This is a genomic window from Bacillus sp. UNC125MFCrub1.1 (genome assembly GCF_000701305.1).
GTDB lineage: Bacteria > Bacillota > Bacilli > Bacillales > Bacillaceae > Bacillus > Bacillus altitudinis.
In genome coordinates, this window is sequence record NZ_KL370769.1 from 1025816 (window position 1) to 1040153 (window position 14338).

Annotated in this window: 10 protein-coding genes; 5 read left to right on the forward strand and 5 right to left on the reverse strand. The window is 41.7% G+C overall.

What is annotated here, in order from left to right:
• The first annotated feature begins 1 nt into the window (after position 1).
• Genes N521_RS18005 through N521_RS18020 form a run of 4 tightly spaced genes read left to right on the forward strand, consistent with a single transcriptional unit; the run spans position 2 to position 1464 of the window.
• Complete coding sequence (locus N521_RS18005) at positions 2 to 616, forward strand: spore germination protein GerPC (RefSeq protein WP_035392486.1); 615 nt, start codon at positions 2 to 4, stop codon at positions 614 to 616.
• The gene (locus tag N521_RS18010) at positions 613 to 789 is read left to right on the forward strand and encodes a germination protein GerPD (RefSeq protein WP_003210893.1); all 177 of its coding nucleotides are present in this window, start codon (positions 613 to 615) and stop codon (positions 787 to 789) included. The genes N521_RS18005 and N521_RS18010 overlap by 4 nt, the downstream gene beginning before the upstream one ends.
• Positions 789 to 1223: a spore germination protein GerPE gene (locus tag N521_RS18015; RefSeq protein WP_035392488.1), complete on the forward strand. Its 435-nt coding sequence runs from the start codon at positions 789 to 791 to the stop codon at positions 1221 to 1223. The genes N521_RS18010 and N521_RS18015 overlap by 1 nt, the downstream gene beginning before the upstream one ends.
• Positions 1224 to 1245: 22 nt before the next feature.
• The gene (locus N521_RS18020) at positions 1246 to 1464 is read left to right on the forward strand and encodes a spore germination protein (protein ID WP_003211468.1); all 219 of its coding nucleotides are present in this window, start codon (positions 1246 to 1248) and stop codon (positions 1462 to 1464) included.
• Positions 1465 to 1511: 47 nt separating this feature from the next.
• On the opposite strand, the gene N521_RS18025 is transcribed toward N521_RS18020, so the two are convergent.
• The 5 genes from N521_RS18025 to addB are packed head-to-tail and all read right to left on the reverse strand — an operon-like array spanning position 1512 to position 13613.
• The gene (locus tag N521_RS18025; protein ID WP_017360217.1) at positions 1512 to 1811 is read right to left on the reverse strand and encodes a hypothetical protein; all 300 of its coding nucleotides are present in this window, start codon (positions 1809 to 1811) and stop codon (positions 1512 to 1514) included.
• A 17-nt stretch (positions 1812 to 1828) separates the two neighbouring features.
• A complete protein-coding gene (sbcC, locus tag N521_RS18030; RefSeq protein ID WP_035392490.1) occupies positions 1829 to 5224 on the reverse strand; it encodes an exonuclease subunit SbcC in 3396 nt (1131 codons plus the stop codon).
• Positions 5221 to 6396, reverse strand: a complete 1176-nt coding sequence (gene sbcD, locus N521_RS18035) for an exonuclease subunit SbcD (RefSeq protein WP_025207109.1) — start codon at positions 6394 to 6396, stop codon at positions 5221 to 5223. The genes sbcC and sbcD overlap by 4 nt, the downstream gene beginning before the upstream one ends.
• Before the next feature lie 25 nt (positions 6397 to 6421).
• A complete protein-coding gene (addA, locus tag N521_RS18040) occupies positions 6422 to 10126 on the reverse strand; it encodes a helicase-exonuclease AddAB subunit AddA (protein ID WP_035392492.1) in 3705 nt (1234 codons plus the stop codon).
• The gene (addB, locus tag N521_RS18045) at positions 10104 to 13613 is read right to left on the reverse strand and encodes a helicase-exonuclease AddAB subunit AddB (RefSeq protein ID WP_035392493.1); all 3510 of its coding nucleotides are present in this window, start codon (positions 13611 to 13613) and stop codon (positions 10104 to 10106) included. Before addB ends, addA begins: the two co-directional genes overlap by 23 nt.
• 166 nt (positions 13614 to 13779) lie before the next feature.
• Here addB and N521_RS18050 point away from each other — a divergent pair, with 166 nt between their 5' ends.
• Positions 13780 to 14226: a ferritin-like domain-containing protein gene (locus tag N521_RS18050; protein ID WP_007499129.1), complete on the forward strand. Its 447-nt coding sequence runs from the start codon at positions 13780 to 13782 to the stop codon at positions 14224 to 14226.
• Positions 14227 to 14338 lie beyond the last annotated feature (112 nt).

Genomic DNA, 14338 nt, shown 5'->3' on the forward strand with positions numbered 1-14338 from the left:
TATGTATGACTATCAAAACAGCGCTTCACAAATGTATGGCATCATTCAAAAGCAAACACAGCAAATCATGATGCTTGAAAAAAGGCTTAACGAGCTTCAGCAGGAAATGCAAATGATCAAAGATAAACCGACAACAACGATTGAACGGATTGATTATCAATTTGATCAACTGAAAATCGAGCGGCTGGAAGGCACATTAAATATCGGCCTCAATCCATCTGATCCAAATAGTGTTCAAAATTTTGAAGTGGGCCAAACAACAACCCCGGGAATTGGAATGATGCAGCAAGAAATGGCTGATCAATTTTTCAATCAAACACGCCAGCTTGTCGATGCATTCTTAAATGAAGAAGCACCGCAGCTTCTTGAAGAACTAGAGCAGCGATACGAAGGCTCGCTTGATGAAAGCAACAAACACCATATCATTGAGGACATTCGAAAACAAATAGACAGTAGAATCAAATATTATGCGGGGCAGCTGCCACAAAGGGAAGATATGACCCCGCTTCAACGTTCCGAGCAAATTGCTGAATACGTGAAACAGGATGTCAAACGGGCAATCGAGCACTTTTTAGCCCATATTCCAAATGAAACGAAAGGAGAGGAAAACGGATGAATTTCACAGTCGTCAACCGCAACATCGAAACCGGAAGCATTAAAGTAGTTGGGGTATCGTCCTCTTCCCTATTTATTATTGGGGACACGGATCACGTACAACTGTCATCGATTTTCGATACACCGCCAGAATCATTAATTATTGGCCCGTTTGTTCCTCTAGCCCCTCGATAATGATCAAGCGCACATCTCAAGTGAAGTTCTCGAAGGTGAATTCTGTCGGGATTGCGAGTGTTGTTCAAATTGGTGATACACAAGAGCTATGCCCGAACGTGAAGGTGCTAGCTGTTCAGCGAACCATTAGTTTGTTTTATGGAAATGAAGCTGAAAACCTAGATGAAAAAGAATTTGAAGTGTATTATGAGCCGATCCCATTGATGCTGCCAGAACGAGCGGTTAGAACGGCCTTTTATCATGAAAAGCCTCTCATTAAAGTGTCGTCCATTCATGTAGAAGGGGTCTCTTCCTCCTCTATCTATCAAATTGGCTCTACGTGCGGAATAAATGCCGTTGCGCGAGTGAAGCATATTCGAGAGTTATTTAGCAACAATGACGAACATCCGCCAAACTCACAATTGGACCTACCTGCGCATATGATGGTGATATGACTTCGAATAAAGGATGTCGATTATGCCAGCAATTGTCGGACCCATTTACATTAACTCGATTTCTGGGGGCGTCGTAAACGTCGGTGACTCATTTTATCTTTCGCCTAAAAGTTCTTCAAAATCTGCTTTAGGCTCTGGAGCGGGGAATACCGGAGATTTCTTGATTTTAAATAATGGCATTAGCGCCACCAACTATGTGGATCCTGACTTAAATGATCAGAATATGGTAGGCAATGCATAAAGCGGCTCCTCTACACTCATTTCATTTAGTGGAGCGCTTTTTTATGCTTATTTCTTTCTGCGTTGTCTTGATTTCTTTGTTTTGACCAGCTTGCTTGCCGGCTGCTTTCGAATCCATTTGATGTACGGAACAAGCTTTTCATCTTGTCTTAGTGCATCCAGCGTATTCAAACGTGCGGCAAGCTCCTGGTTTGTATAAAGAGCATGTACTTGTTTATGGCAAGGGATACACAGGAAGGCAGTCGGTAGAAAGGCCCCTCCCTCTTCTCTTGGCGTCAAGTGATGTTCCGTAAGGACGACCTCTTGTCTTCCGCACAGCTCACATAATCCAATCGTTTGCTTTGCCATCCTGAGATCACCTCACTTTACATTAATTCCATCGAGACTGTTGTTCCTTTCCCGCTTGGATCTGCTGGGTGGACAATCAGTTTCTTTGGCAGTCTCATCTTTAATTCTTCCACATGGCTGATCACACCAACAGCTAAATTTTGAGACTGCAGCTTCTCTAATGCTGTAATCACCGTATCTAACAAGTCTTGATCGAGCGTACCAAATCCTTCATCTAAGAAGAAGAATTGCAGCGGGAACTCACCTCTCAGCTGAATTTGTGCAGACAGAGCAAGGGCAAGTGCTAAAGACGTCAGGAAAGTTTCTCCCCCAGACAAGCTGGATACCGGACGTCTGACACCTCCATTGGCATCATCCCGCATCACAAAACCGCCCTCTGAATCGACTTCAATGGCATACCTTTGTCTTGTCAAAATCCCAAGACGATGAGAAGCATCACGGCTGACACTTTCTAGCTGTTCTTCTGCTAGGAACTCAACAAATGTATTCCCTTTAAACACAGTTTGAAGCTTATCCAGCCGGTCAATTTCTTGCTGCAGTTCTTCAAGGCGTTCATGAATGCTTGCAAAGCGCTGATGGTTTGCTTCAATCACTCGCAGATGCTCCTGTGCAGATCCACTCAGCGCTGTCGCTTCTTCAAGCGCTTTTTCCGCCGCTTCTTTTTTTAGTTGAATATCTGTCCACTCGTCTTCATCCAGCGACTCACCTTTTAACAGTTCAGAAATTCGCTTTAAGTTTGCTGCACATTGCTTTCTTTTATCCTCAAATTCATCAATTTCCTGTTTGACTGTAAGACGTACAGATCGATCCATTAAAGCAGGTGCTATCTCCTGAGGATGAGCAAAAGGAGTAGATGCTGTTTCTTTTTGCCACGCTTTCTCAGCTTCTTGTTTTCGCCGCTTCGCCTCTTGGAGCTGACGTTCACTGCTTGAGAAATGGCTTTGCGCCTCACTAAATAATTGCTGTGCATGCTTGAATTGCTCGTACGATTGCTGTTCTTTTTCATTTAGATGAGCAAGAGATTGTTGAACTTCGTCCAGTTCATCAGAAAGAGAAGCGGCTTTTAAAGGATATCGCTGTAAATCTGTTTCATATTGATCGATCAGGTGTTGCTGGCTTCCGAGCTGATGCGCCAACTTATCGAGTTCCTTCTCTAGATCGTATATGGCTGTTTGCAGATGCTCTTTTGCCTGCTGTTTTTCCTCTAGAAAAGAAATACTCTTCTCAATACGCTCTTGATAACCTTCCGCTTGTTGATCCTTTTCGTCAATTTGTTGCTGCATTTCCTGCACTTGGTTGATTGTCAGATGAGGAAAGGTCTGTTCAAATTGCGTCAGTTGTTCGGAAAGCTCAGATCGAAGCTCCTTGATCAGCATGTCTAGTTCTTGTATGCGCTGCTGCTCAAATGTCAGTTGATCTTTGACTTTGCTCATTTCTGCCGCTTGATCATAAGTAACGTCCATTAAACGAGCTCGTTTGCTTTCGATTGCTTGAATATCTTGTTTTACGCCTTTCCATTCTTGAATCAGCTGTTGCAAAGACTGCGGATTCTGTACTACTTCTACTGCTGCAGCTACTTCCGAATCGGGGGCTTTTTGAGATAAAAAGGAGAACTGTTTAACTAATTGATTGGCATGCGTTTCAAGCAGCTGCTTTGCAGCAAACATGTCTCTAGCATATTCCTCTGCCAGCTTGAGCTCCTTATCCATTTTTACAATCCATTCATCAATTTGGGCAACCGTTTCTTCATGGTCATTGTCTATCACAGCCTTTGGATCATGATGAATCGATCCACAAACAGGACATGGTTCACCGTCTACTAGCTCTGCCGCTAATTCTTTTCTTAATTCTGCCGATCTGACAACATCACGCTGTTTTAATTTTTCTTGTTTTTTGTCCTGCTCTTTATGACTCCATTCTGTAAGACCTCGTTCAAATTCACATACATAAAAATACAATTGTTCTATCGCTTGAAACGATTGGTTTATTTTTTCATGATGATCTTTTTGCTGTTTTTGAAGCTTTTCATACGATTGTGTCGCCTGTGCTGAACGCTGTCTTAGCTCCTCAATCTTTTGTTCTTCCTTTTGAATGCTCACATTCATTCTTTGAACATTTTCACTGAAACGAAGTGCGTCTTGTACAAGTTTTCGCTCTTTGACAGAGACTTGTAATTGTTCCAGCTCATGCTTCAACTGTGTTTGTTTCGCAAGCGCACGCTCTAATAAAGATTGCACGTTTTCTGCTTCCGCTTTTTTTTGAGTCAATTGCTGCGCTTTTTCATTGTTTTGCTGCTCTAGTACGGTCTTTTCCTGAAGAGCTGTTTCTTTTTTTCGTTCAATTTCTTTTAATTGAATCAGCTGCTCTTTCTTTTGAAGAAGCTCTGGCTCATTTTCCATTTTCTTTTGCCGCGTTTGCTCATACTCCTGCGTCATTTGATCATAGATCGTTCGTTGATGAAGTAAATGTTTTTCTGCTTCCTGCTTCTCTTTTGATGCTTGAGAGAGCTGCTTTTCAGCCTTTGTTAATGCATCCGCATAAGGCTTTAATGTCTCTGCCTGCTCTGCAATGTGAAGTTGATTCTTTTTCTCTTCCATCGTGGATGCCAGCAGATTGAGGTTGTGTTGTTCCTTCTCGTACGCTTCTTGTTCCTTTTGATACTGCCAGATGGCTTGCGCTTTTGTAAAAGTAGTGAACGCTTCGTCCCGCGTTTGTTTTTTCTCAAGAAAAATAGCTTGCGCCTGCGCAGCTGCTTCTTTAGCTTTCGCTAATGCCTCTGGACCAGCTTCTCCTAATCCAGTCAGTTCAGCCAGCAGTTCGTTTTTCTGTCCATAGTGATTTTGAGCCTTTGCGCGTAAACGTTTGACGAGCTGATCACCATATTTCTCCAAATTAAACAAGCGCTGCAGCATTTGGCGTCTGTCGGCTCCTTTCAATGAAAGGAATTCCGCAAACTTTCCTTGGGGTAAAACAACCGCTCTCGTAAAATCGTCAATGGTTAAACCAAGTAATTCTTCTATTTTACGATTGACCTCACTTGCTTTATCTGCAAGAACTGTCTGCGTATCACCAATTTCAATCAATCGGCATAACGTCGTTCTAACCTTCATTTCATCTGCCCTTTTAAAGGCACGTTCCACTTTATAAGAAATATGGTGTTCCCTTTGCAAAGCGAACGTAAAGGAGACAGACAGCTTTTCTTCAGCTTGGTTCAAAATACCATGCGTATTATTGAGTGCACGTTCGACCTTGCCATAGAGTGCTAGTGTCATGGCATCTAATATGGACGATTTTCCGCTTCCAGTCGGTCCAAAAATACCAAACACACCTGCATCACATAAGGAGCTAAAGTCAATGGTTTGCTCTTCTCTGAAGCTATGAAGTCCTTTAATGGTTAGCGTGATCGGCTTCAATTCGCTTCCTCCTCTTGCATGTCATTGGCAAGCTCTAAAAATAGCTTGACGGTTTTTTCATCAGGTAGACCTCCACCTGTCTGACGCTCATAAAATTTCACGAACCGCTCTTCAATCGAGAGCTTTTCCACTTGTTTTTGTTCTTCTTTTTGCTGTAACTCTTTAAACTTTGGTCTAATATGGACAAATCCACTATGCTGTTTTCTAAGCTGATGAATTTGTTCGATCGACAGCTGATCTGTTAAGTGAATCTCTAAATCAATCCAGGCTTGAAGATCCCGCTTTTCATCCAGCCAACTGTGTACTTGGCTCAGTCCTTCAGTCGCCTTCCACTTCATAAGTGGTTTACCGCTTGATAAAAACACTTCTTTCCAGCTTGCTGTTTCATTCGGTTTTGCATCTACAATGGTGACTGATTTGGCGTAGCCTGCTTCAGAAAAGCTGTATGCAAGTGGAGATCCAGAATAGCGGGCAATCGTTTTGGCACGTTTAATGGTTTGTGGGCGATGCAAATGCCCCAGTGCGACATAACAAGCCGCCTCAGGCAGACTTTCGGCCGCAACGGTATATGCGCCTCCCACTTCAATCGGCCTTTCCGAATCCGTTTGACTGCCACCTGCCACATAAATATGACTTGTTGCGATATTAACCGTATCCGCCTGAAATTGGCTGCTTAAATGTTGAAACATTTGTTGTATTTTTAAATTGTACTGATCACGGAGCAGTTTCTCTTCAAATGTTTCAGCCAGCACTTCGTTTAGCCTTGCTTCGGACGGGTAAGCGAGTGCTGCAATAGATAGACGTTCACTTGCAGAAGGAACATCGACATGAATTAAATCATTTGTCGGATATCCAATTAAATGAATCCCCTGCTCATTCGTTAAAGGAGATGCGGCTGATAAACGGTCTGGGTTATCATGGTTGCCAGAGATCACAACCACCTGACGCTTTCCTTTATCAGATAATGCAGACAGACTTTCATAAAAAAGCTGTTCTGCGCGAGCAGGAGGGTTCACTGTATCAAAGGCATCTCCAGCCATCACAATGACATCAATGTGTTCATCCTTGACGATTTGATTTAATTCATCTAAAAATTCAGCTTGCTCCTCAAGCCGGCTTCGGCCTTCAAGGGTTTTCCCTAGATGCCAATCCGCTGTATGCAGAATCCTCATGTGATTCACCTCTCATTCATTCCACCTATAAAGAAATTTCTAGATTTCCATCAAAGAAATAAAGGATTTTCTCCTCTAATGTTCTGTTTGTTAAACGTTCTACCGCTGCTGTATACAACGATATTTGCGTTTCATAGCGTTTTTTTAACATCGCCTCAGCTTCCTCTAATCCACCTGAGAATCTGCCAGTCACTCGATCTGTTTTATAATCAAGTAAATAGAGCTTGCCATCTGCTTCAAATAAACAATCAATCATTCCTTGAATGAGCACAGGTTCACCTTCTGCATCAATATGGCTGTATACCTCTTTAACCGGTAAAACCATACTAAACGATACTTCTCGTTTCACCCAGTCCGCTTTCCGCAGTTTTTGACCAATAGCAGTAGAAAAGAAGGCCACAATTCCTTCTCGATTGATGGACTGGATTTGTTCATCTGTTAGTAAGTCTTTCTCTTTTAAAGAATGGAGCAGCTCTTCTACACGAGATTCATCATATGGTTCATTTGAAGGAAGAGGGATATGCTGCATGACTGTATGCATGGCCGTCCCTTGTTCTGCGGCTGTGAGTGTTTTTTTCTTCATAAAAGCCGGTCGTTCGTACAGTGTCGCACGAGTCTTTCGGATGGAAGAAGGCACACTGTATTCATCCTGTATTTCTTTCATTCTTTTGATCTCAGAAACTGACTGCTTTGTCCCTACTTGGGAGGCCGCTAAATATGGATAACGCCATGTAAGTCTTTCTTTTACTTCCTCCTCGTAATCGCCATATCCTTGAACAGGCACACCTTCCATTAATGCTTGTACCACTTCGTCTTGTTTTTGTTTTTCAAGTGACATGTCTTCTTTTAGAAGATCGGACGCTTGATGAAAGGTGATAGAAAATGATGATGGATGCGAGAGAACGACTTCTCTCGATTCTTCTAAAAGAAAAGACATCGCTTGATGACGGATAAGGGCTGGGCCAATAAAATCTAAGTATGTTCTCGCTTGATATCGTTCAAAATCAGGAAGAAGCCAGTCATCTCCGTTTGCGGCATTTTGCCACTTGCTTAAAGCTTTCACTTGATTTTTGACAGAGCCGACTAAAAATAATTTTTCCTTCGCCCTTGTGAGCGCCACATATAGAACCCTCAGTTCTTCAGATAATAGTTCTTTTCTCATCTTTTTTTTCATCGCGATCAGCGGTAAGGTTGCATAACTAATTCTCAGCTCAGGATGAATATATTTGCTGCCAAAACCTAATTCTTTATCGAGCAAATAGGACTGGTTTAAATCCATCATGTTAAAGTTCCTGCCAAGTCCTGCAGTAAATACAACAGGGAATTCGAGTCCTTTACTGCTATGAATGGTCATCATGCGGACAACATCCTCTGTTTCACTGAACGTTTTTGCCGCTCCAAGATCATCTCCACGCTCTTGCATTCTTTCAATAAATCGAAGAAATCGAAACAGCCCTCTAAATGCAGCCTTTTCATACTGTTTTGCTCGATCATATAAAGCCCGAAGGTTTGCCTGTCTTTGCTTGCCTCCTGGCATCCCGCCGACATAATCTAGATATTGTGTATCTCGGTACACTTCCCAAATCAGTTCTGCTACCGAATGCTGAATAGAAAAATCACGCCATTTGCGTAATTGAAGGAAGAAACGCTCCAGCTTTCTGCACGTCGGATGATCAGAGTGTGTCACACTCATAAATGCCTTCACAGCATCATAATAAGTGCCTTTTTTATCACTGGTTCTAATCAGTGCCATCTCATTTTCGTCTAAATAAACAATAGGTGACCTTAAAACAGCAGCGAGCGGAATATCTTGATATGGATTATCAATCACTTTTAACAAAGAAAGAATGACAGATACTTCTGTAGCTTCGAAATAACCTGAGGAAAGATTCGCATAAACAGGGATTCCCTGCTTCTTCAACTCTTCCATCATTTGCGGAGCCCACGGCATTGATCGAAGCAAAATCACAATGTCTCGATACTGCAAGTTGCGGGTCAGCTGCTGTTTTGCATCGTACACTTGAAAAGGCTGTTCTACCAATTCTTTTATTTTCTTTGCAATCACTCTCGCCTCAAATTGTACCGTCTCTAGCTCTTCTCGTTCTTCATCGCTTTCTGTGTCGTGCTGATCTAAATGAACAAGAAGCATTTCTGTCGTCGTGTCTTCGCTTTGCGGATAACTCGCTCCAAGCTTTAATTCAGCTTGTTCATCATATTCAATTTCTCCAACCGTTTCTCCCATCAGCTGTTTGAACAGAAAGTTGGTACTGTCTAAAACATCAGCCCGGCTACGGAAGTTTTTATTTAGATCAATTCTTTTACCTGTTTCATTGCTGTCTGCTTTAAATTGTTTATATTTATTTAAAAAGAGCATCGGCTCTGCAAGTCTAAAGCGATAAATGGACTGCTTCACATCACCAACCATAAAGCGGTTGCCTTCGGCAGGATGTTTTCCTTTAGACACGAGCTTTAAAATCGTTTCTTGGACAAGGTTTGTATCCTGGTATTCATCCACGAGTACTTCTTCAAATTGCTGTTGATAGTATTTAGCCGCTTCTGTTTCAATGAGATTTCCTTCTGCGTCCTGCTTCGCTAAAATGCGCAAACAATAATGTTCTAGATCAGAAAAGTCTACGATTGATTTTTCTTGTTTTGCTCTTTCGAAACGCTCTCCATATTGAATCACAAGCTCTACAAGTGTTTCTACAACTGGCTTCATTTCAGCCAAGCTTTTTAAATGCTGATCGGGACTGCGCATAAAGTATTCATCTTTTAGCTTTTCTAATTGTTTTTTGGCTTGATTGCGTGCATCTGTTGCTTTTTCTAACAGAGCCGGGTCATAGTCATCCCCTTTGCAAGTCTTTAACCTTTTAAAATTGATGTTTGGCAAAAGCTCATAAAGTGTCCCAAAATCATCTTGATGCCTTATTAATTCATTTACTTGCTCTAAATCATCTATAAAATTCTCTGCTCTCGGTGCTGGACCGCCCGGCTCTTTTGATAAAGTGAGCGCTTGTTCCAGCAGTTCCTGACAGCTTCTTAAAACGAGAGAAAGGTCCTCTTTGATATATGGATAAAAGGGTAATTCTTCTACCTTTGTCTGTGTATCCACATCATAAAGAGAAAGGAATGCCCGCATCCATTGTTCGGGAGCTGGATGTGACCTAGAAAACTCATAAATTCTTTTGACAAGCCATTGAAGATCTAAATCATGCCGATCAGATGTGTAACGATCAACGAGTTCAAAGAATGACGGCTTTCCAGCCTTATACTCATCCTCAAACAGTTCATCTAACACTTCATCTCCTAATAATTCTCCTTCTGTTTGATCAGCCAAACGAAAACCTGGATCAAGGTCAATCTCATAATAAAAGGTACGGAGAACTTGCAAACAAAAAGAGTGCAAGGTAGAAATATTGGCACGATTCATAAGTGACAGCTGTCTCCGCATATGAAGTGATCCAGGGTTTTTAGATAGTTCTTTTTCAAGTGCTTCAGTGATCCGGTGCTTCATTTCTGCTGCTGAAGCATTGGTAAAAGTCACTACGAGCAGCCTGTCCACATCAACTGGCTGCTCAGGCCGAGTCATTTTTCGAATCAGCCGTTCAACCAAGACCGCTGTTTTCCCTGACCCTGCCGCCGCAGCAACAAGAATATCTTGTCCTTCTGAAACGATGGCGTTCCATTGGTCATCTGTCCAAGTACTGTTATTCGGTTTTGGTATTTGCATACTGATCCCCTTCTTTTTTGATCCGGTCTAACATGACATCATCCTTCTCAGAGGTGAGCACCCTAAATTCATTATCTTCTATTGATTCATCAAATTGGCAAATAGACTTAAAGGAGCAAAAGCGGCAAGGGGTTTGATCCTTTAATTTATATGGGTTTATCTCTACCTCACCGCTTGTAATTCTTTCTCCTGCCTCTTCAAAGGTTCGCCGAACGTGTTTTGTGAGAATGTGAAAATGATCTTCACTTAATACCGCAGAGTCAGATCGGAAAGAACCATCCTTTTTCAAACCAGCTTGGATGACTTGTGATCTTCCTGATTCGAGTGTTTGATCCATCAACTTCACTGCTTCCACATCTTCGAGCAATAGACCCTTCATTTTAAATTTCTTCAATATTTCCTGCTCAATTGCATCTTCTCCAAGCGGAATAGGCGCTTGAATCAGCGGGTCATGAATATGGAAGTATAAAATTCCTGCCGGTGTCGCTTCCATGCCAAGCCATTCTTTAGAATACGTAATGGTCAGGTCTAAATAAGTGAGCATTTGCAAGGCTAAACCGTAGTAAACTTCTGCTAGATCAAGCCCCTTCTCACTGGACTTATAGTCGACAATTCTTAAAAGAAGTCCTTTTGATCCTTCTGCTTTATCCACTCGGTCAATCCTTCCAACAAGCTCCATCGTGCAGCCGTTTTTTAATTGAAAAGTAAACGGCGGCAGAGGTCCTTGACCTCCAAAACCTAACTCAAGTCCAACCGGAGAGAATCCGCTCACTTTTGCATGTTCGCTTAATATAGAAGACACCCTGATGAGGATTTTTTGAAGCTTTTCTTTTATATAAGCATGCCGATTAGAGCTTAATAAAATTTCTTTTTGTAGACGTGGAGCTAGCTGTTCAATTGCATGCCTTGAGTAGGTCACACAATCTTCCTTCGTTAAGTTTTTCCAATCCTTTTTTTGTTCAACAAGCGTATCTGAAATCAGTTTTAAAGCCGAGTGAAAGAGCTGGCCGATATCAGGTGCTTCTAATTTGTAAAATTGTCGATCTTTTAGTTTTAACCCGTGGGAAGCAAAATGAGAAAATGCACATGCATTGAATTTCTCCATTCTTGAAACACTGCCCTGAATATGGTCACCGTAAAGTTCTTTTGTGACATTCGGATTTAAACGTTTCGCTCTATTTGTAAAGAACAAGCTGGACATGATTTTTTTTGATACGTCGCGGTTGGACGAGGTCATCAAATGATTATATACACTCCACCATACGCCGCTGATCCGATATTGATTGAGCCATTGTTGCAGCTGCGAAACGGTATAGGATAACGAGACATGCTCGTTTGTTACAAATTTTAATTGCTCCTGATCATCCAACTGCTCTGGATCTAACACATAGAGGGCTTGCTGATGGTTTGGCATCAGTTCCTCACAATACTTGATGAGGGTCGAAGGCAAAAGAGACCGCCCTTCCGTATCTGAAGCTGAATAGGATAAATACAGGTAGTGCGATGGACTGGACAGCGCTTGATATATCAAAAATTGTTCATCCAGCAGCCGTTCCTTCCCTGTCTCTGCCAGCTCTGCTCCTGCCCGTTTTAACCATTCCCGGTCGTCTTCAGACAATACACTTTCATCAGAGGGCCGTGCAGGTATAACCCCATCATTTACTCCAATGACAAACGTACACTTTACTTGATACATTCTGGATAAATCCATACTTCCGATAAACACTTGATCAAGTGAAGGGGGAATCAAAGCGAACTTAAGAGAGGACAGTCCTGTATCTATCATCTGTTGAAATAATGGAAATGAGAGCTCCTCCTCGCCCAGCATTTCAACAAATTCATCCATCAATTGAATGACAGCATCCCACACTTGCCCATGCTGCATCGCTTCAGCTAACCTGCCTGCTTCTTCTGCCTCAAGCCTTGCCTTTTCAAGCTTTTCTGGCACTTGGGCTTCTTCTAGAAAGACATACACTGCCTCCACCATGTCTCTTAGCTTTTGCGCTTTTTTCAATCTTTTTTGCAATTGAAAGAGAGGCGGAACAATCCATTCTTTTACATCATTCAGCATTTGCTCCATTTCTATTTCTTGATCGGTTTGTCCAAAATCTTCATCTAGTGATTGGAAGCGGCGATAATGAAATCGTGAACCATTCGTCCAGCGTTCACCTTTTACACCGTAAGCAATACAATAGTTTTCAAGCTGATCCGCCTGTTCTCTTGCTTTGTTTTTAGCGAGTTCAAGCGGAAATAAGAACTCCGTTTTCACGCAGCGAAACACCGCCTCATACCGCCAGTTCCCTTTTATGACATCGAGGCTCGAACGAATGAACTCAATGAGCGGATGATACTGCATCGATTCATTTCCATCAATAAAGAAAGGAATATCGTAATCTCGAAACACCTCTTTTAACGTATCTTTATAGTCGTCTACATGTCTTGCAACAATTGAGATGTCTCGTAACCTAAGACCTTCCCCTCTTACTAAATCAAGAATATCTCTCGCTACTCCCTCAATTTCAGCTCGTTTATTTGCACTTTTCGATACGGTAAGGTGAGGCGTTTCTTCTTGATACGGCTGCAAAGGTCTCTGTTCATATTGATTTTCTAAATAAGCTAGATCTGGGGTATGAAGATGCCGCTTATTTCTCTCCAAAATGTTCTCAGAAATAGCCGCTCCGCACTCTTTGGCCAACTGATAAAGCTGGGAATATGTCTTACCTGTCATGCGAAATAAATCAAGTTCATTTGGCTGCGTGTCATGATAGGAACGATCCACTGTGAATGCAGCTGTTATTTTTTCTGCATGTAGCAAAAGCTGTTCAATGACAAGAAGCTGCTGGGGGGTAAACTGATAAAAACCATCTATATAAATGTGTGCCCCTCTCAATTCTTCTGATAAAGGAATTTGCTGAGCCAGAAGTGTCAAGTAATCCTCTGAGTGCACATACTCATCTTGCAGATGCTGCTCCATCTGCTGATAAAGAACATGAAGATCATGCAATTTTTCCGCCGCACGTCTTTCTTCTGTATACTCTGAATGCATACTGGATGCCGAGATTTTTTCAATATCCTCCGGCATCATACAGTACCTTTTGAATTCAGCCATCGTCTTTTCTATTTGCTCAACAAATCCCGGTTTATCACTCGCCTTTTTGAATACCTTAAACTTGTCTTTCTGTTCTTCTATTACTTTTCTTAAGAGCATTTGAATTCCTGTGCTTGTGACAAATTGACGGTTCGCACCGCCAGTCTGCTGTAATATAGACCAGGCAAGCCGAGTAAAACTAAAGACTTTGGCCCTGATCATTCCACCAGCTTCAGATGTTTTTGCAAGCTCATATTCCATTAAAAATGTCATTTGATCCGGGACTAAAAAAATGATTGGCGGACCCAGCGGATCAAGCCGAAGTTGTTCTTTGATTTCTTCTAGAATTGCAGTCGTTTTTCCACTCCCTGATCTGCCTGCTAAAAACTGAATCTCCACGTTCCACAACACCTTTCTTATGTACTCATATTCTAGCGAAAATAAAGGTAAATAGCTATTTTCCTATCACCTTCCCTTTCTCCTCCGATTGAAAAGAAAATAGGCACCTTTCCCGACTCTTTTCATATCATAAACCATCATGATCTAAAAGGAGGCTGGCAATATCATGTATTACGGTTATTATGACTACTCGCCATATGACATGCGCCAAAACACAAGGATCATTGCAGACCTTGAAAAGGCCATCAATGGCGAATATTCTGCGATCCAATGCTATGAAAAACTTGCACAAAAAGCAAAAAATCCTGAAGCGAAAAAAATCATTCAAGAAATACGTCAGGATGAAGTCAGACATTATCAGCTATTTACAAAGCTATACTATTCTTTGACTGGTAAAAACCACAAACCAAGCATAACAGAGCCTTGTCCAGACCAATTTAGGGAAGGTCTCTTATTTGCCTTTAAAGACGAACAAAAAACAGTCGATTTTTACTTAACGGTATCAGACTATGTCCGTGATCAAGGAACAAAGGAATTAATGAAGCGTATTGCTCAAGATGAACAGCAGCATGCTGTCTGGTTTCTATATCTTTTAACGCACCATGTTTCTTAGTTACCCCTATTTTAATAGGAGATCGTATGTTCCGTCAAAAAATGAAATTGCTTTTTTGCTCATTCAATATGTGAAATAAAGGGCTGTCATCATCAAAACGACTCTTCGCTTT